This is a genomic window from Leclercia sp. GLN_9, assembly GCF_043105735.1.
In the GTDB taxonomy this organism is placed as follows: domain Bacteria; phylum Pseudomonadota; class Gammaproteobacteria; order Enterobacterales; family Enterobacteriaceae; genus Enterobacter; species Enterobacter adecarboxylatus.
In genome coordinates this window covers 1-22,888 of the sequence record NZ_JBICLV010000031.1, presented here as the reverse complement: position 1 = coordinate 22,888, position 22,888 = coordinate 1, and the positions used below count along the sequence as shown (strand labels likewise).

The following is a 22,888-nucleotide window of genomic DNA, read 5'->3' as shown; positions in this document are numbered from 1 at the left end:
TGAGGTGAACGGAACAATCCACCGGGCTTAACTAAGCGGCATTACGGCAATAAGCCGAAACTGTTCACAGCAGCGAGATTAGGCACGCCATGCTTTATAACGGTTAATCAGACCGTTGGTAGAGCTGTCGTGGCTGTTAATATCCTGGTTATCACCCAGCTCCGGCAGAATGCGGTTAGCCAGCTGTTTACCCAGCTCCACGCCCCACTGGTCGAAAGTGAAGATGTTCAGGATGGCGCCCTGGGTGAAGATTTTGTGCTCATACAGGGCAATCAGCGCGCCCAGGCTGAACGGGGTGATCTCACGCAGCAGGATGGAGTTCGTTGGACGGTTGCCTTCGAACACTTTGAACGGCACAACGTGGTCCAGGGTCGCAGGATCTTTACCCTGATCGCGATACTCCTGCTCAACCACATCACGCGCTTTACCGAACGCCAGCGCTTCAGTTTGCGCGAAGAAGTTCGACAGCAGCTTCGGATGGTGGTCAGACAGCGGGTTGTGCGTAATGGCCGGGGCGATAAAGTCGCAAGGAACCATTTTGGTGCCCTGGTGGATCAGCTGATAGAACGCGTGCTGACCGTTGGTGCCTGGCTCACCCCAGATGATTGGGCCGGTCTGGTAATCCACGGCGTTGCCGTTACGGTCAACGTATTTACCGTTGGATTCCATGTTGCCCTGCTGGAAGTAGGCCGCGAAACGGTGCATGTACTGGTCGTACGGCAGGATCGCTTCGGTTTCAGCGCCGAAGAAGTTGTTGTACCAGATGCCGATCAGCGCCAGCAGTACCGGCAGGTTTTTCTCTGGTGCGGTGTTGGCGAAGTGGTTGTCCATCGCGTGCGCGCCGGAGAGCAGCTCAACAAAGTTGTCGTAGCCCACGGAGAGGATGATCGACAGGCCGATAGCGGACCACAGGGAGTAACGACCCCCTACCCAATCCCAGAATTCAAACATGTTGGCGGTGTCGATGCCGAACTCGCCAACCGCTTTGGCGTTGGTAGAGAGCGCCGCGAAGTGTTTCGCAACATGCTGCTCGTCGCCAGCCGTTTTCAGGAACCAGTCGCGCGCGCTGTGGGCATTGGTCATGGTTTCCTGGGTGGTGAAGGTTTTGGACGCCACCAGGAACAGGGTGGTTTCCGGGTTCACCTTTTTCAGCACTTCGGCGATGTGGGTGCCATCGACGTTAGAGACAAAGTGCATGTTGAGGTGATTTTTATATGGACGCAGCGCTTCGGTCACCATGAACGGGCCGAGGTCGGAGCCGCCGATACCGATGTTGACTACGTCGGTGATCGCCTGGCCAGTGTAGCCTTTCCAGTTACCGGAGATGATGGCTTCAGAGAAGGCTTTCATCTTTTCCAGTACGGCGTTCACTTCCGGCATCACATCTTTGCCGTCAACGATAATAGGGGTATTGCTACGGTTACGCAGAGCCACATGCAGTACTGCGCGGTCTTCGGTGCGGTTGATCTTCTCACCGGAGAACATGGACTTGATGGCACCGCTCAGATCGGTCTCTTTCGCCAGATCCTGCAGTTTTGCCAGCGTCTCTTCGGTGATGCGGTTTTTGGAAAAATCGACCAGCATCTGATCGTCGAAGGTTGCGGAGAACTTGCTGAAACGATCGCCATCTTTCGCGAACAGTTCCGCGATGGTGACGTCTTTCATTTCATCAAAATGTTTCTGTAATGCCTGCCAGGCTGAAGTCTGCGTTGGATTGATATTTTTCATAGCAATACTCTTCTGAATTGAGAATTGTGACCTCGGTCGATTGTAGCCTCTGTCGCCAAAAATTGTGATGGTTTTTATGCCATTGGCCTGGCCTGCATCAAGTGCAGCTCAAAAGCTCCAAAAGTATAGCTGTTATAAGTCCTGTTTCTCATATGGAAGGCAGCATGAAAAATCCGCATAATCCCGGCGTTGACAGGATCCCCTGCACATTTTATTTATACACACGGTATTTGCGCCTGCACCGATAAAACTATTTTGTCCTTGTGCCATGGTCGCTTTTTTCCTTCCCTGACACGAGGTTGTTATGACGAGTTTTGTTGTCGCCAAATTTGGCGGTACCAGCGTGGCCGATTACGACGCCATGAACCGCAGCGCCGATGTGGTGCTGGCCGATCCTGATACCCGCCTGGTGGTGCTGTCCGCTTCGGCTGGCGTCACCAATCTGTTGGTCGCCCTTGCTGAAGGGCTGGAAGCGAGCGAGCGCCAGGCGAAGCTCGAAGCGCTGCACAAAATTCAGTTCGATATTCTTAGCCGCCTGCGCGATCCAAGCGTGATCAGCGAAGAAATTGAGCGTCTGCTGGAAAATATCATCACCCTGGCGGAAGCCGCCTCTCTGGCCACCTCCACCGCCCTGACCGACGAACTGGTCAGCCACGGTGAACTGATGTCGACCCTGCTGTTTGTCGAAGTGCTGCGCGAGCGTAACGTTGACTCGCTGTGGTTTGACGTGCGTAAAGTGCTGCGCACCAGCGACCGCTTTGGCCGTGCCGAGCCGGACATTACCGCCATTGCCGAACTGACCACCCAACAGCTGGCACCGCGTCTGGCAGAAGGCATTGTCATCACCCAGGGCTTTATCGGTAGCGAGGCCAAAGGCCGCACCACTACGCTGGGCCGTGGCGGCAGCGACTACACCGCAGCCCTGCTGGGCGAAGCCCTGAAGGCATCCCGCGTGGATATCTGGACGGACGTGCCGGGTATCTACACCACCGACCCGCGCGTGGTACCGGCGGCAAAACGTATTGATGTGATCGCCTTTGAAGAAGCCGCTGAGATGGCGACCTTTGGTGCGAAAGTACTGCATCCGGCGACGCTGATGCCTGCCGTGCGCAGCGATATTCCTGTTTTTGTTGGCTCCAGTAAAGATCCGAAAGCGGGCGGCACCATGGTGTGCAATACCACCGAAAACCCGCCGCTGTTCCGTGCCCTGGCGCTGCGTCGCAAGCAGACCCTGCTGACCCTGCACAGCCTGAGCATGTTGCACTCCCGCGGCTTCCTGGCCGACGTGTTTAGCATTCTGGCGCGCCACAGCATCTCGGTCGATCTGGTGACCACCTCAGAAGTGAACATCGCCCTGACCCTGGATACCACAGGCTCTACCTCCACCGGTGATACCCTGCTGACCCAGTCCCTGCTGATGGAGCTGTCGGAACTGTGCCGTGTCGAGGTGGAAGAAGATCTCGCCCTGGTGGCCATCATCGGCAACGAGCTGTCCCGCGCCAGCGGCGTGGGCAAAGAGGTATTTGGCGTGCTGGAGCCGTTCAACATCCGCATGATTTGCTACGGCGCATCCAGCTACAACCTGTGCTTCCTGGTGCCTGGCGCCGAAGCCGAGCAGGTTGTGCAGAAGCTGCATCACAACTTGTTTGAGTAAGATGAACATGGCCCGGATAACCGGGCCATTTTTTTATCCTGCCAACACCGTTCTCATCAGCAGTGAATCCAGCGAGGCTATATCACCATCGCGGCTGTCGGGCAGCGTGGGTGGGTTTTCACCCCGTTCGAGCTCATGCTGAATAAAAGCGTGCAGCAAAGGGCGTCTCGGGCCGTACTGTGCTTCTCCCGCGCGCTGTTTTATCGCCAGCAGCTCATCGATCTCCTGACGTAACGCCGCATCAAGCTCGCTTCCCGCCAGCAGTTCGGCAAAACGCATCGGCGGCATGCCTTTTCCTGCCTCTACCCAGCGCACCGCTAACAGCGGTCGCAGGACATAAAAGTACTTCTTCAGCCGCACTTCTTCGTCCTGTAAATAAACGCGGAAGTTTTTGCGTGCCATCGAGTAGTAATGCCAGCGCGCACGCACAGGGGAAAACCAGGCGGGCACCTGCGCGCGTAGCTCTGTTATCACCCTGTCGCTCTGCTGATAGACCACCGGCGAATCCAGCCACTCGATAAGCGTAGGGTTGGCCGCTTTAAGCAGGCCAAGCGCCTTGCGCCACTCCCAGCCGCTGACGTCCAGTTCGTCGTCTATGGGCAGCTCGATCACGTCCCGCTGCGGTTCGACGCGTAAATACCAGTCAGGCTTATGCACATACAGGAAGCGCACGTCATAATCGCTGTCCGGGGAGGCGAATCCCCAGCCCCGGCTGCCCGATTCGCAGGCGTACAGCACGGTGACATTGAATCGCTGCTCTATTTCGTGGAGTTGCTGCCGCACGCGCTCGCGCATGGCGGTATCCACACCGTTATCAGTCATCTCTTTTATCCTTTTACACACACAACCTGACGCAGGGTATGAACGATTTCGACCAGTGAGGCCTGGGCCGCCATAACGGCATCAATGTCTTTATAGGCCATCGGGATCTCATCGATTACCTCGTTGTCTTTTCTGCACTCGACGTGGGCCGTGGCGCGGATCTGATCGGCAACGGTGAAGCGTTTTTTGGCCGCCGTCCGGCTCATCACCCGCCCTGCCCCGTGGCTGCAGGAGCAAAAGCTCTCTTCATTGCCCAGGCCGCGCACGATAAAGCTCTTCGCGCCCATCGAGCCGGGGATGATCCCCATCTCGCCCTTCTGCGCCGATACCGCCCCTTTGCGCGTCACCAGTACCTCTTCACCAAAATGCCGCTCTTTCTGAACATAGTTGTGATGGCAATTCACCGCCTCCTGCTGGGTCAGGAAAGGTTTTGGCACAATGCGCGAGAGCGCGGCCAGCACGCGCGCCATCATCACCTCGCGGTTATGGCGGGCAAAATCCTGCGCCCACTCCACGGCTTCGATGTAATCGTTATAGTGCCGACTCCCCTCCTGGAAGTAGGCCAGGTTTCTGTCCGGCAGGTTGGCGATATGCTGCTGCATATCTTTCTGCGCCAGAGTAATAAACACATTGCCGATCGCGTTGCCCACGCCGCGCGAGCCGCTGTGCAGCATGACCCACACGCGTTGCTGCTCGTCCAGACAGATCTCGATAAAGTGATTGCCGGTACCCAGCGTGCCCAGATGCTGATGGTTATTGGTTTTCAGCAGCTGCGGATACTTATCCGTCAGCCGCTTAAAGCGTGGTGCCAGCGTCGCCCAATGGTTATCCACTTCATCCGGGGTCTTTTCCCATGCTCCCTTGTCGCGACGGGAGCGGGTATTGGTGCGCCCGTGTGGCACCGCCTGTTCAATGGCGCTGCGCAGACCGTGAAGATTATCCGGCAGATCGGCTGCCAGAAGGGATGTTCGTACGGCAATCATCCCGCAGCCGATATCCACCCCCACCGCCGCCGGAATGATGGCCCCTTTGGTGGGGATCACGCTGCCAATGGTGGAGCCTTTCCCGAGATGGACATCCGGCATCACCGCCAGATGTTTAAAAATAAACGGCATCTTCGCGGTATTCAGCAGCTGCTCGCGCGCCTCTGGCTCCACGGGCACGCCATGCGTCCACATTTTTACGGGCGCACTGTGCTGCGCCGTTAACACGTCAAAATCATTCTTTTTCATGGTGCTGACCCTCAGGACTGTCTGTTACCGGAAGTATTGCCAGAAGCGTGCCAGAATCCTGTGCCTCCACAGATAAAATTTATATGATTGATTATATTGCCTTTTATTTTCAACGCCTCGCCAGACATTGCTTAACCCGCAGAATATTTTTATCTTTTAGTATCGGTTTTTATCTTGCAGGATAAACATGAAAAAGCGGCGAGTGGTTATTGGTGTTCTGGGCACGGTGATGGACAAACGCGGCAAGCGGGCCAACCGCTTACGCAAATGGCGCCCGACCGTCGCGCTTTGCCAGCAGCCCGGTCTCCCCGTCGACAGGCTGGAGTTGCTCCACCAGCCGCAGGATCGAGGGATGGCGGAACAGATAACGGAAGACATCAGGCTGCTTTCACCCCATACCACCGTGCGCCCCTGGCCCGTAACCATTGCCGATCCCTGGGATTTTGAAGAGGTCTACGCCGCGTTCCTCGACTTCGCCACCCATTACACGTTTGACACCGAGAATGAAGAGTACCTGGTGCATATTACTACCGGCACCCACGTGGCACAGATCTGCTGGTTTTTACTGACCGAAGCGCGGTATCTCCCCGCCAGCCTGATCCAGACCGGCCCCGCCAGCAGGGATGCCTCCGAAGAGGCCGTACCCATCGGGCGTTACTCGATCATCGACCTGGATTTAAGCCGCTATACCACGCTGACCAGCCGCTTTCAGCGCGAGCAGCAGGAATCCATTTCGTTCCTGAAAGCGGGGATTGATACCCGTAATGCTACCTTCAACGCCCTCATCGACCAGATCGAGCGCGTGGCGCTACGCTCGACCGCCCCTGTTTTGCTGACTGGCCCCACAGGGGCCGGAAAATCCTTCCTCGCCAACCGTATATATCAGCTTAAGCAATCCCGCCATCAGCTGACGGGCAGGCTGGTGGCGGTCAACTGCGCCACGCTGCGGGGGGACAACGCCATGTCCACCCTGTTCGGCCATGTCAAAGGGGCATTTACCGGGGCGGCAACCGCGCGCGCCGGACTGCTGCGTGAGGCCGACGGCGGCGTATTGTTTTTAGATGAGATCGCTGAACTGGGCCTCGACGAACAAGCCATGCTGTTGAAGGCTATCGAAGAGAAAACCTTCTTCCCGTTTGGCTCCGATAAAGAGGTCAAAAGTGATTTTCAGCTGATTGCCGGTACGCACCGGGATATGCGGCAGTGGGTGGCGGAAGGGCGTTTTCGTGAGGATCTCTGGGCGCGTATCAATATGTGGAGTTTTGCCCTGCCCGGCCTGGCGCAGCGGCGGGAGGATATCGCCCCCAACGTGGAGTACGAACTGCAACGTTTCGCGACGCAAACGCAATCCCAGGTGCGTTTCGATAAAGAGGCGCGTGAGCGCTATTTGCGTTTTGCTGACTCGCCTCAGGCGTTATGGCGCGGCAACTTTCGTGAACTGGGTTCTTCTGTCGCGCGGATGGCCACGCTTGCCGAACAGGGGCGCATCACCTTAGCGCTTGTTGAGGAGGAGATCGTCAGGTTGCAGGAGGGCTGGCAGACCGCCGCGCCATCTCCGGTCATGGACCTGGATCTTTTCGACCAGCGACAGCTGGAAACCGTACTGGAGGTGTGCCGTCGTAGCGCCTCTTTATCCGAGGCCGGACGGGAACTCTTTGCGGTTTCGCGCATGAAGAAAACCAACCCTAACGATGCCGACAGGCTGCGCAAATATCTCGCCCGCTTTGGCCTGAGCTGGGAACACCTCCACCCGGGATCATGAAGAAAATTTGGTTGAACAAAAATCATTAGCAGGATAAACACTATCTCTAAGCCGGGCTTGAACCCGGCTTTTTTTATAACTACATGACACAACACAATCGCAAGGAATACGTATGTTATCCGCTATCACCCGGCTGTTCCCGTTATGGGCGCTGCTGCTCTCTGTTCTCGCGTATTACACGCCAACCACCTTTACCTCCATTGGCCCGTGGGTTACTACGCTGCTGATGCTGATCATGTTCGGCATGGGCGTGCACCTGAAAATCGACGATTTTAAACGCGTGCTGTCACGCCCGGCACCGGTTGCGGCGGGGATTTTCCTGCACTACCTGGTCATGCCTCTGGCCGCCTGGGTGCTGGCCATCGCCTTTAAGATGCCGCCGGATCTCTCCGCCGGGATGGTGCTGGTAGGCAGCGTGGCCAGCGGTACGGCCTCCAACGTGATGATCTATCTGGCGAAGGGGGATGTGGCGCTGTCGGTGACGATCTCCTCCGTCTCCACGCTGGTGGGCGTGGTGGCGACGCCGCTGCTGACACGTCTGTATGTGGATGCCCACATTCAGGTGGATGTGATGGGAATGCTGCTGAGCATTCTGCAAATCGTGGTGATCCCGATTGCGCTGGGGCTGATTATTCATCACCTGTTCCCACGGCTGGTGAAAGCCGTGGAGCCGTATCTGCCGGCGTTTTCGATGGTCTGCATTCTGGCGATTATCAGCGCCGTGGTGGCGGGCTCTGCGGCACACATCGCCTCTGTCGGTTTTGTGGTGATTATCGCTGTGGTGCTGCATAACATCATAGGACTGCTGGGTGGCTACTGGGGTGGGAAGCTGTTTGGCTTTGACGAGTCCACCTGCCGTACGCTGGCGATTGAAGTGGGGATGCAAAACTCAGGTCTGGCCGCTGCGCTCGGCAAAATTTACTTCTCGCCGCTGGCGGCACTGCCTGGCGCGCTGTTCTCGGTATGGCATAACCTTTCCGGTTCCCTGCTGGCGGGTTACTGGTCAGGTAAGCCGATCGAGGACCAAAAGAAACACGATGTGGTGAAGGAAGGTTAATTCAGCTTCGCGGCAGCGAAGGCATGCTTTACACTGAAGCCTCGTCCACAGGAGGCTTCAGGTATGTCCACACCGAGATTGACCCAGAAAGACATGACGGAAAGCGAGCAGCGCGAACTGAAAACCCTGCTCGATCGCGCCCGTATCGCCCATGGCCGACTGCTGACCAACGCCGAAACCAATCACGTGAAGAAAGAGTACATCGACAAACTGATGGCGCAGCGTGAACAGGACGCTAAAAAAGCCCGCAAGCTGAGAAAAGAGCAGGCTTATAAGGTGGATAAAGAGGCGACATTTTCCTGGTCGGCGAATACCCCAACCCGTGGAAGGCGCTGATTAGCGCCCTTTCTTTTTGCGCCCTGGCTGGGTAAAGCGTTTGCCGTTTCCGGCCGGTTTGCCCCGGCTTTTCTCTTCCGTTTGCGGCGCCTTGACCACCGGGCGTTTGATGCCCTGCGTTTTCGGCTTTGCCTTCGCTTTTGGCTTCGCTTCTGAGGATGAGTTCTCGATCAGCTTGAACAGCTCAATTAGCTCGTCGTCGGTCAGATCGCGCCACTCGCCCAGCGGGATGCCGGAGAGGCTAACGTTCATGATGCGGGTACGTTCCAGCTTCGTTACTTCAAAACCAAAATGTTCGCACATGCGGCGGATCTGGCGGTTTAACCCCTGAACCAGAGTGATACGGAAGGCGAACGGTGCCTCTTTCTTCACTTTGCACTTTTTCGTGACCGTGCCGAGGATCGGAACGCCCGCCCCCATCCCGCGAATGAAATCATCCGTCACCGGCTTGTTGACCGTAACGATATACTCTTTCTCGTGGTCGTTACCGGCCCGCAGGATCTTATTCACCAGATCGCCGTGGTTAGTGAGGAAAATCAGCCCCTGAGAGTCTTTATCCAGACGGCCAATCGGGAAGATACGGCTGCTGTGGTTAACGAAATCCACGATGTTGTCGCGCTCGCCATCTTCCGTGGTACTGACAATGCCAACCGGTTTATTCAGCGCGATAAACACCAGGTCTTCTTCGTTCCGTGGCTCGATCAGTTGACCATTCACTTTGACCACATCGCCAGGAACAACCTGATCGCCAATAGTGGCGCGTTTACCGTTGATAAACACGTTGCCCTGTTCGATGTAACGGTCAGCCTCGCGGCGCGAGCAGATCCCGCTCTCGCTAATGTATTTGTTTAATCGGGTGGATTGAGTTGGCAGCATAATTTCTCCTGTAGAGGCGAAATATACCTTAGGTTTGGGCTGGTAAAAAGATCAGCCCACGGTCACTGAGACAGGTCTCCGGTTTGCTGAACGTCATGACCTGCGTATCAGGCCCCGCAGTGTGGTCCTGCGAGGCGTTATCCAGATTAATACTCATCCCGGCTGTCGTCTTCGTCCGGCTGCTCCATCACACTGTATGCCACCGCGCAGAAGAGCGAGTTAAGACGCTTCATATCCCCCAGCAGGCCCATATGCAGGGAGCTGGTCTCGATGCTTTGCACGTTTTGCTGGTGCAGTCGGTCAACGTGCGCGTGGGAATAGCGGCGGTTGAGGATACGGAAACGGTGCTTATTACGACGCAGACGACGGGCGCTGGCCAGATCGCTGGAGAAGAAGACCGACATCGCCAGCTTCAGGTTGGCGAGGAGCTGGTCGTGCAGCGCATCCAGCTCTTTGACCCCTTCGAGGGAAAACGCCCGCCGGGCCGCCAGCGATTTATCCGCGATTTCACTCCCCATGCGCTCGACGATATCAGAGGCCTGCTCCAGGTTGAGGGACATCTCGATGATCTCTGCCCAGCGGCGGGACTCCTCCTCCGCCAGCTCATCTTTGGGCATCCGCGCCAGATAGAGCTTAATGGCGGTATAGAGCACGTTGATATCATCCGCGAGCTTGCGCAGATCTTTCTCTTCTCGCGGCTCGCCGTGCATGACCTTTTTCAACCCCTCCAGCATCAGCTCCATGGCATCGCCCATGCGCAGCGTCTCCCGGGCGGCATTGGCCAGCGCCAGCGCCGGGGTGTCCAGGGCTGAGGTATCCAGATGCTTCGGCTTCAGGCGCGCATCCAGCTCTGGCTCATCGCGGATAACCCGCTTACAGAACCGCGCCATTGGCTCGGCAAAGGGTACCATCGCCACGCAGCGCACCAGGTTGTAGAAGACGTGGAAGTAAATCACCAGCTCCGATTTTGGCAGCGGCAGGTTGTCCATCAGATTCGCGAGCGGATAGACGAACGGCAGGATGACCAGGCTCCCCACCAGCTTGAACAGCAGGCTGCCGAGCGCCACGCGACGGGCTGCGGCGTTGGCGGCGCTGTTATTAAGTACCGCCAGCAGGCCGGAGCCGAGGTTGGCACCAATAACCAGACACAAGGCCACCGGGAAGGAGATGATCCCTGCCGTGGTGAGCGTGGCGGTAAGCAGCACCGCCGCCAGGCTGGAGTAGCTGATCAGGGCAAACACTGCGCCAATCAGCGCATCCAGCAGGATATCGCCGGTCAGCGAGGCAAAGATGACCTGCACGCCGCTGGCCTGGGTGATAGGGGTGACAGCCTGAACGATCAGCTCCAGCGCCAGCAAAATCAGCCCAAGGCCAATCCCCACCCGTCCCAGTTGCCCGGCGCGGGTCTGTTTGCGGCCAAGGAAAAATATGACGCCAATGAAAATCAGCAACGGCGACAGCCAGGAGAGATCGAAGGTTAATACGCGCGCCATTAGCGCGGTGCCGACATCTGCGCCGAGGACAATCACCAGCGCAGGGGTCAGCGCCACCAGATCCTGAGCCACAAACGAGGTGACCAGCATGGTGGTGGCATTGCTGCTTTGCACCAGCGCAGTGACGCCAATGCCGGCACAGAACGCGAGCGGCTTTTTCTCAACGCTGCGGCTGAGAACGGTACGTAAGCGGGCGCCAAAAACGCGCATTACGCCGGTGCGGACAATATGTGTGCCCCAGACCAGCAACGCCACGGCAGAAAGCAGATGTAGCAGTGTCAGCACGAGTATCGGTTCTCCTTTTCGTTATCCGTTTTCCTGAGGTTCCTTGCAGGCTGTATTGCCGGATGACGGCGATGGCTTATCCCGCCCGGGCGCATGTACGGTTAGCAAAAGCGCCACCGGGCAATATCGAAGGAACCTTCGTTCAGTATAAGGTCTTAAATGTCAGAAAGAGACAGGGCACCCTGTGGGTGCCCTGTTTGTTGTAAGGAAACGTGACCTTAGTCTGCGTCGTACCCCAGATTCGGCGCCAGCCAGCGCTCTACCTCCGCGACGCTCATCCCCTTACGCAGGGCATAATCCTCTACCTGGTCGCGCTGGATCTGCGCCACAGCGTAGTACTTGCTGTCAGGGTGGCTGAAATACCAGCCGGACACCGATGCACCCGGCCACATGGCGAAGGATTCCGTGAGTTTCATGCCGGTATGGGCTTCGACATCCAGCAGTTGCCAGATGGTGCCTTTCTCGGTGTGCTCCGGGCAGGCCGGATAGCCTGGCGCCGGGCGGATCCCCTGGTAGTTCTCGCGGATCAGCTCCTCGTTGCTGAGGTTCTCGTTCGGCGCATAGCCCCAGTACACTTTACGCACCCGCTCATGCAGGTACTCGGCAAACGCTTCGGCCAGACGGTCGGCGATCGCTTTGACCATGATTTTGTTGTAATCATCATGCTGCGCTTCGAAGGCATCCGCCAGCGCGTCCTCCTCCAGCCCGCCGGTCACGGCAAAGGCACCGATGTAGTCGGCTTTACCGCTCAGCTTCGGCGCGACGAAGTCGGCCAGGCAGTAGTTGGCAAAACCGACCTTCTCCGTCTGCTGACGCAGATGGTGGCTGACCGTCAGCACGTGGGTGCGGGTTTCATCGCGATAGATCTCGATATCATCCCCCACGCGGTTCGCCGGGAACAGCCCCACCACGCCGCGCGGATTGAGGGTTTTCTCTGCGCTGAGCTGGTCGAGCAGGTCGTTGGCGTCTTTAAACAGGCGCTGGGCTTCTTCACCCACCACCTCGTCTTCGAGGATGCGGGGATATTTCCCGGCCAGCGACCAGGTCATAAAGAACGGCGTCCAGTCGATATAGTTACGCAGGGTTTCGATGCTGGCTGTTACCTCCTGCACGCCCAGGCGATGGGCGACGGGCGGCGTATAGCTGGCCCAGTCAAAGGCCAGGTCGTTATCCCGTGCCGCCGCCAGGGTCACTGGCGGGGTGCGCGGTTTTTTGCGCGCGTGCTGGATACGCACCGTTTCGTACTCTTTGCGGGTTCTGGCAACAAAGTCGTCACGCTGGGTTGCTGACAGCAGCGCCGAGACCACACCTACCGTGCGCGAGGCGTTCTGTACGTATACCGTCGGCCCGCTGTAGTTCTGCTCGATCTTCACCGCGGTGTGTGCTTTCGAGGTGGTCGCGCCACCAATCAGCAGCGGCAGGGTAAAGCCCTGGCGCTCCATCTCTTTCGCCACGTTGACCATTTCGTCCAGCGACGGGGTGATCAGCCCTGAGAGGCCAATCAGGTCAGCATTCACTTCGCGCGCGGTTTTGAGGATTTTATCCGCCGGCACCATCACGCCCAGATCGATAATTTCGTAGTTATTACACTGCAACACCACACCGACGATGTTTTTGCCGATGTCATGCACGTCGCCTTTCACGGTGGCGATCACCATCTTGCCGTTGCTGGAACCTTTCTCTTTACTGGCTTCGATAAAGGGTTCCAGATACGCCACCGCCTGCTTCATGACGCGAGCGGATTTGACCACCTGCGGCAGGAACATTTTGCCCTCGCCGAACAGATCCCCGACCACGTTCATGCCGTCCATCAGTGGCCCTTCGATCACTTCAATCGGGCGTGTGGCCTGCTGGCGTGCCTCTTCGGTATCTTGTTCGATAAACTCGGTGATGCCTTTCACCAGCGAATACTCAAGACGCTTATTCACGTCCCAGGAGCGCCACTCGGCCTGCTGGACGTTGGCACTGTCGTCGGCTTTGCTGCCGCGGTATTTTTCAGCCAGCTCCAGCATGCGCTCGGTGGCGTCGTCGCGGCGGTTCAGAATCACGTCTTCAACCGCGTCGCGCAGTTCGGCAGGCAGGTCGTCATAAATCGCCAGCTGCCCGGCGTTGACGATACCCATATCCATGCCGTTACGGATGGCGTAGTAGAGAAATACCGCGTGGATCGCTTCACGCACCGGGTCGTTACCGCGGAACGAGAACGAGACGTTGGAGACACCGCCTGAGATCAGGGCATGCGGCAGCTCGCGTTTGATGTCTTCACAGGCCCCGATAAAGTCCTGAGCATAGTTGTTATGCTCTTCGATCCCGGTCGCCACGGCAAAGATGTTCGGGTCAAAGATAATGTCTTCCGGTGGGAAACCAACCTCTTCGGTCAAAATTTTGTACGCGCGGCGGCAGATCTCAATTTTGCGCTCGCGGGTGTCAGCCTGGCCGACCTCATCGAAGGCCATCACCACCACGGCGGCACCGTAGCGGCGCACCAACTTCGCGTGATGTATAAAAGGTTCGACACCCTCTTTCATGGAGATGGAGTTAACGATGCCCTTGCCCTGAATGCACTTCAGGCCTTTCTCGATCACTTCCCATTTCGAGGAGTCGATCATAATCGGCACGCGGGCAATGTCCGGCTCCCCGGCGATGAGATTAAGGAAACGCACCATCGCCGCTTCGGCGTCGAGCATCCCCTCATCCATGTTGATATCAATAATTTGCGCGCCGCTCTCAACCTGCTGGCGGGCAACGTCCAGCGCTTCGCTGTATTTCTCTTCTTTAATCAGGCGCTTGAACTTCGCGGAGCCAGTCACGTTGGTACGTTCACCCACGTTCACAAACAGGCTGTCATCGCCGATGTTCAGCGGCTCAAGTCCGGCCAGTCGGCAGGCAACCGGCAGTTCGGGCAGCTTGCGCGGGGCCAGGCCTGCCACCGCATTGCTCATGGCGGCGATATGCTCTGGCGTGGTGCCGCAGCAGCCGCCGACGATATTCAGGAACCCGGATTCAGCCCATTCGCGGATCTGCGCCGCCATCGTCCCGGCGTCGAGATCGTATTCACCGAAGGCATTCGGCAGACCGGCGTTCGGGTGAGCAGTGACGTAGCATTCGGCGATGCGCGACAGCTCCTGCACATACTGGCGCAGTTCGTCCGGCCCCAGCGCACAGTTCAGGCCAAAGCTCAGGGCATCGGCGTGGCGCAGGGAGTTGTAAAACGCTTCCGTGGTTTGTCCTGAGAGGGTACGGCCAGAAGCATCGGTGATCGTACCGGAGATCATGATCGGCAGATCCACGCCCAGCGCGTCGAACTCCTCTTTCACCGCATAGATTGCGGCTTTAGCGTTGAGGGTATCGAACACCGTTTCAATCATGATCAGATCGGACCCGCCCTCCACCAGCGCACGGGTCGACTCGCGGTACGCGGCCACCAGCTGGTCAAAGGTGATATTACGAAACGCCGGATCGTTCACGTCCGGTGAAATAGAGGCGGTGCGGTTGGTCGGGCCAAGCACGCCTGCTACGTAGCGCGGTTTTTCCGGGGTGCGGGCGGTCCATTCATCGGCGCAGGCACGCGCCAGTTTGGCCGCCTCGTAGTTGATCTCCGCCGACAGGGATTCCATCTGGTAATCCGCCATGGCGATAGTTGTCGAGTTGAAGGTGTTGGTCTCAACGATATCCGCGCCCGCCTCGAAATAGGCGTAATGAATGGCGGCGATAATCTCTGGCTTGCTAAGAACCAGCAGGTCATTGTTGCCTTTTAGATCGCAGGGCCAGTCGGCGAAGCGGTCGCCGCGAAAGTCGTCTTCACTCAGACGATAGCTCTGGATCATGGTGCCCATACCGCCATCCAGCACCAGAATGCGTTCATTTAACTGCGCACGCAGTTGATCTACTTTGCTGCTCACACTTGCTCCCGACAACGGTCAACCAGGCCAAAAGGCCAGCAGACCATACTGGCATAATCTTGCAAGAGGGAAAAGTCACACCGCGGTAACATGAGACATGTTCACTATAACTCCTCCGATCAGTACGGATAGCGGTTGCAAAACGCCCAAATAAAACGAAAATGATTTCCACGATACAGAAAAAGGAGCCTGTTATGGTCGCCACCGTTCCCGCTAAACGCGGCAGAAAACCTGCCGCCGCAACCGCCCAGCCGGGTGGACAAGTCCAGTCTCTGACGCGGGGCCTTAAACTGCTGGAGTGGATAGCCGAGTCGCACAGCAGCGTGGCGCTGACCGAGCTGGCCCAACAGGCAGGCTTGCCGAACTCCACCACCCATCGCCTGCTCACCACCATGCAGCAACTGGGCTTTGTGCGTCAGGTGGGCGAACTGGGGCACTGGTCCGTGGGTGCCCACGCGTTTATCGTCGGCAGCAGCTTTTTGCAGAGCCGTAACCTGCTCGCCATTGTGCACCCGATCCTGCGTAAGCTGATGGAGGATTCCGGCGAGACGGTCAACCTGGCGGTGCTCGACCAGAGCGATTACCAGGCGATTATTATCGACCAGGTGCAGTGTACCCAGCTGATGCGCATGTCGGCCCCCATTGGCGGCAAGCTGCCGATGCACGCCTCCGGGGCAGGCAAAGCATTTCTGTCCCAGCTCAGCGAAGAGCAGGTCACCGGCCTGTTGCATCGCAAAGGCTTACACGCTTATACCCATGCGACGCTGGTGTCACCGTTACATCTGAAAGAGGATTTAGCCCTGACGCGTAAGCGCGGTTACTCCTTTGATGATGAAGAGCATGCCCTCGGCCTGCGCTGCCTTGCGGCGTGCATTTATGATGAGCATCGCGAGCCATTTGCCGCCATCTCCATTTCCGGGCCGATCTCGCGGATGACCGATGACCGGGTGACCGAGCTGGGCGCGCTGGTGATTAAGGCTGCTAAAGAAGTGACGCTGGCGTACGGCGGAGCGCGCTGATGAGCACGTTAAAATCCTACTGGCAGGATAAATATCCGCAGGCGTTATGCTGGGCTTTTGGCGATTCGCCGACGTTGGTCGACGAGCTGGCGGCACTGGTGGTGGCCGGTAAAAAGCGCGGCACCTGCTGTTCGTTAGCCAGCTACCGCCAGGAGCAGCCTCCCGTCACGCCCGGCGCGTACCATATTGTGCTGAACGGCGCGGGCGATGCCGTCTGCGTTATACGCACGCTCGCGCTCAGGCTGATACGTTTCGATGAAATGACCGCCGAACTGGCCGCCATGGAAGGGGAAGGCGATCTCAGCCTGGCTTACTGGCAATCGGCTCATCAGCAGTTCTTTGAGCGAGAAGGAAGCTGGTCGCCGGAAATGGAGCTGATTTACGAAGAGTTTGCCGTGGTGGAGCTCGCCGGCCAGCCATAACGTACGCTAAACCGCTGGCGACGGCGGTAGGCGTATACGTCCTCCACGTGCCCGTTCTTAATGCGTGTTTGCAACCTGCGCCAGTAGTCCGCCCGGAACAGATCGGCATGCATCTCCTCAAATAGCGCCCCAATGCGCGGGTCGGCACATAGCCAGTGCCGAAACTCTTCCGGGAAGACATCCCCGGGTGAGACGCTGTACCACGGCTCGCTGGCGAACTCATCCTCTGGATAACGCGGCGGCGGGATCTCACGGAAATTCACTTCCGTCATGTAGCAAATTTCGTCGTAATCGTAGAACACGACCCGTCCGTGCCGGGTGACGCCAAAGTTTTTAAACAACATATCGCCCGGGAAAATGTTAGCCGCTGCCAGCTGACGGATAGCGTTGCCGTACTCTTCGATGGCATCGTGGAGAACCTGCCCTTCCGCCTGCTCCAGCCAGATATTGAGCGGGACCATCCGGCGTTCGATATAAAGATGGCTGATGGCAATCCGGTCCCCCAGGTCAGTGATCTTGCCTGGTGCTTCCTGGAGCAAGAGCGCCATCAGTTCCGGCGCAATCTGTCGCTTATCAAGTACGAAATTCTCAAACTCCTGGGTATCGGCCATTCGCCCGACGCGGTCGTGCTCCTTAACCAGCTGATAGCAGGCGCGGACGTGAGCGGCAGACATCTCTTTCTGCGGGGCAAATTTATCCTTAATCACCTTAAAGACCCGGTCAAACCCCGGCAGGGTAAAGACCAGCATTACCATTCCGCGAATGCCCGGTGCCTCGATAAACTGCTCGTCGGCATGGGCGATATAGTGCAGGTATTCCCGATAGCTCTCAGTTTTGGCGTGTTTCTGACACCCTATCGCCATATACAGTTCGGCGGTGGTTTTACCAGGCAGGATCTCCCGCAGCCACTCCACCAGCGCCCCTGGCTGCGGGGCATAGACCATAAAATAAGAGCGGGCGAAGCCGAAAACGATGCTGGCCTCGGTGTTGGTGGTCAGGCAGGTATCCACCGCCAGTTGTCCTTCATCACTGCGATGTATGGGCACTAAAAACGGTACGGTGCCGTCGGGCGTCATCAGTTTGCCAACCAGCCAGGCCGCTTTATTGCGATAGAACAATTCGTTAGCGACCTGCAAATAGCTGTTTTGCAGCGTCTCTGTCCCCACCGCCTCGGACAAATGCGCGATGATATAGCCCACATCACGGGCACGGTTTTGCCACGGCAGGCGCAAAGGGAGATCGGCTAACACTTTGGTGAGTAATGCTTCCCAGCCGTTGTCGGGGAAAAAGTCTTTTGCCAGCGGTCGCGGCAGGATACGAAAACGTTGCTCAGGCTGAGAGCTGAAAATAAAGAGCCGCTCCGGTGATAAAGAGCGGTGATCGAACAGCCGACAATAGACGGAATTGAAAAAGCTTTCCGCTATTTCAAAGCGAGGGTAATCCGGCAGCAGATGAGTGTAATGCTCTTTCACTCGCAGTAAGAATGCGGCATCGGTAATGGTGTGCCCGGTAATACAGCGTAATTGCTCCACCACCAGGCCAACGTGGTGATCATAAAGATGAATACGTTGCTTCATCGCCTGCTGCACGGCGTGCCAGTCAGCCTGCTCAAAGCGCTGCTGCGCCCCGGATGTCACTTCAAGGAAACGACCGTACTGGGCATCGAAGCCCTGCAGAATGGTTTGTGCAATCAGTAACTCCAGCTCACGCGACATAGCTCTCCCTTACCCCTGCCCTCTCGCCACAGGGAGAAGGCGTAACGCTGTATTGTGCCAACCGTAATAACTCACGCCCTTTTGTTCCCTCCCCCCTGTGGGGAGAGGGTCAGGGTGAGGAGATCAGAACTGTGCTTCTTCGGTTGAGCCTGTCAGTGCGGTCACGGAGGAGGTGCCGCCCTGAATAATGGTCGTCACTTTATCGAAGTAGCCGGTTCCCACTTCCTGCTGATGCGAGGCAAAGGTATAGCCCTGCTTGCTGGCTTCGAACTCCGGCTGCTGGACCTTCTCGACATAGTGCTTCATGCCCTCGCCCTGAGCATAGGCGTGCGCCAGGTCGAACATGTTGAACCACATGCTGTGAATGCCCGCCAGGGTAATGAACTGGTACTTGTAGCCCATGTCAGACAGCGCCTGCTGGAAACTGGCGATAGTTTTATCGTCCAGATTTTTCTGCCAGTTGAAGGATGGGGAGCAGTTATAGGCAAGCAGTTTGCCCGGATATTTTGCATGGATGGCGTCGGCAAAGCGTTTAGCCAGCGCCAGGTCCGGGGTGGAGGTTTCGCACCACACCAGGTCAGCATAAGGGGCATACGCCAGGCCACGGCTGATCGCCTGTTCAATGCCAGCATGGGTACGATAGAAACCTTCGCTGGTACGTTCCCCGGTAATAAACGGGCTGTCATAAGGGTCACAATCTGAGGTGATCAGATCTGCCGCATCGGCATCGGTACGGGCAATCACCAGCGTCGGAACGCCCAGCACATCAGCAGCCAGACGGGCCGCCACCAGTTTCTGAATGGCTTCCTGAGTCGGCACCAGCACTTTGCCGCCCATGTGTCCGCACTTCTTCACTGAGGCCAGCTGATCTTCAAAGTGAACGGCCGCTGCACCGGCTTCAATCATCGATTTCATCAGCTCGAAAGCATTCAGTACCCCGCCAAAACCGGCTTCCGCATCGGCGACAATCGGCAGGAAGTAATCCACAAAGCGTGGATCCTGCGGCTCAATACCGGACGCCCACTGGATCTGATCCGCACGGCGGAAGGTATTGTTAATGCGCTCCACCACCGCCGGAACAGAGTTTGCCGGATAGAGGGATTGATCCGGGTACATGCTGGAGGCCAGGTTGGCGTCTGCCGCAACCTGCCAGCCTGACAGATAGATCGCTTCAATGCCTGCTTTCGCCTGCTGCAACGCCTGGCCGCCCGTTAATGCACCGAGGCTGTTGATGTAGCCCTTTTTCGATTCGCCGTGCAGCAGACGCCACATTTTGGCCGCGCCCAGTTGCGCCAGGGTGCACTCCGGGTTGACCGAACCGCGTAACTTCACCACTTCCTCTGCGCTATAAGGGCGTTCAATGCCTTCCCAGCGCGGTTGAGTCCACTCATTTTGTAATGCTTCGATCTGTTGGGTACGGGTTTTCATGTGCAGATGCTCCATATTGTTATGTGGTGAAATCACGCCAGCAGGCGGTAGCCAGGCAGCGTCAGGAAGTCGATTAACTCGTCTGAGGTGGTGATCTGTTCCATCAGGCGTGCCGCGGCGTCGAAGCGACCACTGCTGAAGCGATGCTCGCCCAGCTCTTCCTGAATGTTCAGCATCTCTTCCGACAGCATCTGGCGGAACAGGGCTTTGGTAACCGGTTTGCCGTTGCTGAGCGTCTTTTGATGATGGATCCACTGCCAGATAGAGGTACGTGAGATCTCGGCGGTAGCGGCATCTTCCATCAGACCGTAAATCGGCACACAGCCGTTGCCGGAAATCCACGCCTCGATGTACTGCACCGCCACGCGGATATTGGCGCGCATTCCCTCTTCGGTGCGTTCGCCCTCGCACGGCTCAAGCAGCTGGGCGGCGGTGACAGGCGCGTCGTCCTCACGGGTGACGTGCAGCTGGTTTTTGTTATCACCGAGAATGCGGTTGAAGACTTCCATGGCGGTATCAGCCAGACCCGGATGCGCCACCCAGGTGCCGTCATGGCCGTTGTTGGCCTCCAGCTCTTTATCGGCCTTCACTTTCTTCAGAACCTGGGTGTTACGCTCGCTGTCTTTGCTCGGAATGAACGCCGCCATCCCGCCCATCGCGAAAGCGCCGCGTTTATGGCAGGTTTTGATTAACAGACGCGAGTAGGCATTCAGGAATGATTTATCCATGGTGACCACCTGGCGATCCGGCAGGACGCGATCGGGGTGGTTTTTCAGCGTTTTGATATAGCTGAAGATATAGTCCCAACGGCCACAGTTCAGGCCAACAATGTGGTCACGCAGGGCATGCAGTATTTCGTCCATCTGGAATACAGCCGGCAGGGTTTCAATCAGTAGCGTGGCTTTGATGGTGCCGCGTGGCAGCCCGAAACGATCTTCGGCATAACTAAAGACCTCACTCCACCAGGCCGCTTCCTGCCAGGACTGGGTTTTCGGCAGGTAGAAATAGGGGCCGCTGCCTTTTGCCAGCAGATTTTTATGGTTGTGGAAGAAATAGAGGGCAAAGTCGAACAGGCTGCCGGGGATCGCTTCCCCATTCCAGGTCACATGTTTTTCCGGTAAATGCAGGCCGCGTACACGACAGACCAGGACTGCCGGGTTGGGCTTGAGCTGATAAATTTTTCCTGCTTCGTTGGTGTGACTGATAGTGCCATTCACCGCGTCGCGCAGGTTAATCTGCCCTTCGATCACTTTGCTCCAGTCGGGCGCCAGCGAATCTTCAAAATCGGCCATAAAGACTTTCACATTGGCATTGAGCGCATTGATCACCATCTTGCGCTCCACCGGGCCGGTGATCTCCACACGTCGATCCTGCAGGTCCTGCGGGATGCCGCGAATCGTCCAGTCACCTTCTCGAATGGAAGCGGTTTCCGAAATAAAGTCCGGTAGCTTTCCATTATCAATGTCTTGCTGCTGCTGGATACGTGCCGCCAGTAATTTATTGCGCTTTGGCGTGAAACGGGTCACCAGCTCGGTAAGAAACTCAACGGCCTCGGGCGTCAGGACCTGCTGCTCCTGCTCGCCATGCGGTTGGTTAAACGCCAGTTCATCGATAATGGTTGCCTGTTGATTCATTGTGCTGCTCCTCGTCATTGATCCAAATTCACTTCCCCCAGGCGAACGAAAGATCGTTGTGTAGTTTTCGTTCAGCAAAATAAAGACTATCTCAATTTATCGTAAAATCAAAAACTATTTCCATTTTTAATTTAAAATGCATTTAACTGCCTGATATTTATGCAATTAAAAGTTAGTCATCAAGCGGAGTTTATTTCGGAAATAAAAAAGGCACCCGAAGGTGCCTTAACTGGTGAGCTGAAACGCTACAGGAAGAGGATCGTCAGAGGATTAATCCAGCGTCGGATTCATGTGGCGCAGATCGTATGGTGTGATCTGGTAGACGTAGTAGTTGAGCCAGTTAGTAAACAGCAGGTTGCCATGGCTGCGCCAGGTTGCCCGCGGTTTGTTCTGCGGATCGTTTTGTGGAAAATAGTTGTACGGCACGTCCGGGTTTAAACCCGCTTCGACATCACGGAAATACTCGCTCGCCAGGGTGTCGGGATCGTATTCAGGATGGCCAGTGACAAAGGCGATGCGTTTATCTTTGCTAGCGAACAGGTAGGCATCACCCTCTTCGCTTTCTGCCAGGATCTCCAGATCGGTGTAGTCACGGATCAGTGCTGCCGGGAAGTCGGCATAGCGTGAATGGGGAGCCAGGAAGGAATCATCAAAGCCCCGCGTCAGCAATGCATGAGGGTGCAGAATATGGTGCTCATAGACGCCAGAAAGTTTTTCGGTGCGCGTTTGCTTAGGGATGCCGTAAAGAATATTGAGTGCCGCCTGTACCGCCCAACACACAAACAGCGTAGAGGTGACATGATCTTTGGCCCACTCAAGTACCTGCTTGATTTGCGGCCAGTAGGCTACATCGTTGAACTCAACCAGACCTAGCGGGGCACCGGTAACGATTAGGCCATCGAAATTCTCGTCGCGAATATCATCGAAGTTACAGTAGAAGTTATTGAGATGCTCTGAAGGTGTGTTACGGGATTCACGCGCATCAATACGCAACAGCTGGATATCAACCTGCAGCGGGGAGTTAGAGAGTAAGCGGAGGAACTGGTTTTCCGTCTCAATTTTCTTTGGCATCAGGTTAAGGATAAGCACCTTCAAAGGACGAATTTCCTGACCTGTAGCGCGCGATGCCGTCATTACAAAGACATTCTCATCACGCAAGAAATTGACGGCTGGTAGCTCGTCCTGCACCCTAATCGGCATAACCTTATATCCTCACAGCATACGTATAAACGTTTAGACATCCAGATAGCTGACAATAACCAGGAATAAGCCAAATGTCGAGCCTGCATGTGAAAGGTGAGAAAGTTTCAAGGAAGGGGAGTAGGTGCGGCTGGAATTGCCGGGCGGCGCGGCGTGATCCGCAGGCCGGGTAAGGCGGAGCCGCCACCCGACCGGTTTCTGGGTTTCATGGCTTCAGGGTTTGAGGGTTTGAGGGTTGCAGGGTTGCAGGGTTGCAGGGTTGCAGGGCCTGAGAGTTTCGTGCAGACGACAAAAAACCCCGTACCTTGCGGTACGGGGTTTCC

Annotated in this window: 16 protein-coding genes; 6 read left to right on the top strand and 10 right to left on the bottom strand. The window is 56.8% G+C overall.

Features of this window, described 5'->3' with window-relative positions:
• Positions 1 to 78 precede the first annotated feature (78 nt).
• On the bottom strand, positions 79 to 1,728 hold the full coding sequence (gene pgi, locus ACF8PE_RS19120) for a glucose-6-phosphate isomerase (protein WP_032615948.1): 1,650 nt from the start codon (positions 1,726 to 1,728) through the stop codon (positions 79 to 81).
• Positions 1,729 to 2,032: 304 nt separating this feature from the next.
• On the opposite strand from pgi, the gene lysC reads away from it, so the two are divergent.
• Positions 2,033 to 3,382 carry a lysine-sensitive aspartokinase 3 gene (lysC, locus tag ACF8PE_RS19115; RefSeq protein ID WP_032615947.1) on the top strand — a complete coding sequence of 450 codons (1,350 nt, stop codon included), beginning with the start codon at positions 2,033 to 2,035 and terminating at the stop codon, positions 3,380 to 3,382.
• Between the two features lie 33 nt (positions 3,383 to 3,415).
• On the opposite strand, the gene ACF8PE_RS19110 is transcribed toward lysC, so the two are convergent.
• Both ACF8PE_RS19110 and ACF8PE_RS19105 read right to left on the bottom strand, forming a co-directional pair.
• Positions 3,416 to 4,204 carry a nucleotidyltransferase domain-containing protein gene (locus tag ACF8PE_RS19110; RefSeq protein ID WP_117386852.1) on the bottom strand — a complete coding sequence of 263 codons (789 nt, stop codon included), beginning with the start codon at positions 4,202 to 4,204 and terminating at the stop codon, positions 3,416 to 3,418.
• Between the two features lie 5 nt (positions 4,205 to 4,209).
• Positions 4,210 to 5,436 carry an RtcB family protein gene (locus tag ACF8PE_RS19105; RefSeq protein ID WP_077226927.1) on the bottom strand — a complete coding sequence of 409 codons (1,227 nt, stop codon included), beginning with the start codon at positions 5,434 to 5,436 and terminating at the stop codon, positions 4,210 to 4,212.
• Between the two features lie 187 nt (positions 5,437 to 5,623).
• Here ACF8PE_RS19105 and rtcR point away from each other — a divergent pair, with 187 nt between their 5' ends.
• The 3 genes from rtcR (at position 5,624) to ACF8PE_RS19090 (ending at position 8,591) form a co-directional block, all read left to right on the top strand.
• Positions 5,624 to 7,198 (top strand): RNA repair transcriptional activator RtcR, encoded by a 1,575-nt coding sequence (rtcR, locus tag ACF8PE_RS19100; protein ID WP_392495180.1) that lies wholly within the window; start codon positions 5,624 to 5,626, stop codon positions 7,196 to 7,198.
• A 112-nt stretch (positions 7,199 to 7,310) separates the two neighbouring features.
• Complete coding sequence (gene panS, locus ACF8PE_RS19095; RefSeq protein WP_336653883.1) at positions 7,311 to 8,255, top strand: ketopantoate/pantoate/pantothenate transporter PanS; 945 nt, start codon at positions 7,311 to 7,313, stop codon at positions 8,253 to 8,255.
• A gap of 63 nt (positions 8,256 to 8,318) precedes the next feature.
• Positions 8,319 to 8,591 carry a DUF3811 domain-containing protein gene (locus ACF8PE_RS19090; protein WP_032615937.1) on the top strand — a complete coding sequence of 91 codons (273 nt, stop codon included), beginning with the start codon at positions 8,319 to 8,321 and terminating at the stop codon, positions 8,589 to 8,591.
• Here the strand turns inward: ACF8PE_RS19090 and rluF are convergent, their stop codons facing one another.
• The 3 genes from rluF to metH all read right to left on the bottom strand — a co-directional run bounded on the left by rluF (position 8,592) and on the right by metH (position 15,147).
• The gene (gene rluF / locus ACF8PE_RS19085; RefSeq protein ID WP_032615936.1) at positions 8,592 to 9,467 is read right to left on the bottom strand and encodes a 23S rRNA pseudouridine(2604) synthase RluF; all 876 of its coding nucleotides are present in this window, start codon (positions 9,465 to 9,467) and stop codon (positions 8,592 to 8,594) included.
• Between the two features lie 146 nt (positions 9,468 to 9,613).
• On the bottom strand, positions 9,614 to 11,245 hold the full coding sequence (locus tag ACF8PE_RS19080; protein WP_032615934.1) for a Na/Pi cotransporter family protein: 1,632 nt from the start codon (positions 11,243 to 11,245) through the stop codon (positions 9,614 to 9,616).
• A gap of 218 nt (positions 11,246 to 11,463) precedes the next feature.
• Positions 11,464 to 15,147 (bottom strand): methionine synthase, encoded by a 3,684-nt coding sequence (metH, locus tag ACF8PE_RS19075; RefSeq protein ID WP_145963911.1) that lies wholly within the window; start codon positions 15,145 to 15,147, stop codon positions 11,464 to 11,466.
• Between the two features lie 194 nt (positions 15,148 to 15,341).
• Between metH and iclR the strand changes: the two genes are divergently transcribed.
• Both iclR and ACF8PE_RS19065 read left to right on the top strand, forming a co-directional pair.
• Entirely contained in the window at positions 15,342 to 16,166 is an 825-nt protein-coding gene (iclR, locus tag ACF8PE_RS19070) for a glyoxylate bypass operon transcriptional repressor IclR (protein ID WP_392495179.1), read from the top strand.
• A complete protein-coding gene (locus tag ACF8PE_RS19065) occupies positions 16,166 to 16,588 on the top strand; it encodes an ASCH domain-containing protein (protein ID WP_392495178.1) in 423 nt (140 codons plus the stop codon). Before iclR ends, ACF8PE_RS19065 begins: the two co-directional genes overlap by 1 nt.
• On the opposite strand, the gene aceK is transcribed toward ACF8PE_RS19065, so the two are convergent.
• From aceK to metA, 4 genes are all read right to left on the bottom strand, one after another.
• Positions 16,546 to 18,303 (bottom strand): bifunctional isocitrate dehydrogenase kinase/phosphatase, encoded by a 1,758-nt coding sequence (gene aceK, locus ACF8PE_RS19060; RefSeq protein ID WP_204231188.1) that lies wholly within the window; start codon positions 18,301 to 18,303, stop codon positions 16,546 to 16,548. The two genes, ACF8PE_RS19065 and aceK, sit on opposite strands and share 43 nt — an antisense overlap.
• A gap of 123 nt (positions 18,304 to 18,426) precedes the next feature.
• Complete coding sequence (gene aceA, locus ACF8PE_RS19055; protein ID WP_103793490.1) at positions 18,427 to 19,731, bottom strand: isocitrate lyase; 1,305 nt, start codon at positions 19,729 to 19,731, stop codon at positions 18,427 to 18,429.
• Between the two features lie 32 nt (positions 19,732 to 19,763).
• Positions 19,764 to 21,365 carry a malate synthase A gene (gene aceB / locus ACF8PE_RS19050; protein WP_103793491.1) on the bottom strand — a complete coding sequence of 534 codons (1,602 nt, stop codon included), beginning with the start codon at positions 21,363 to 21,365 and terminating at the stop codon, positions 19,764 to 19,766.
• A 270-nt stretch (positions 21,366 to 21,635) separates the two neighbouring features.
• Entirely contained in the window at positions 21,636 to 22,565 is a 930-nt protein-coding gene (metA, locus tag ACF8PE_RS19045) for a homoserine O-succinyltransferase (protein ID WP_032615921.1), read from the bottom strand.
• Positions 22,566 to 22,888 lie beyond the last annotated feature (323 nt).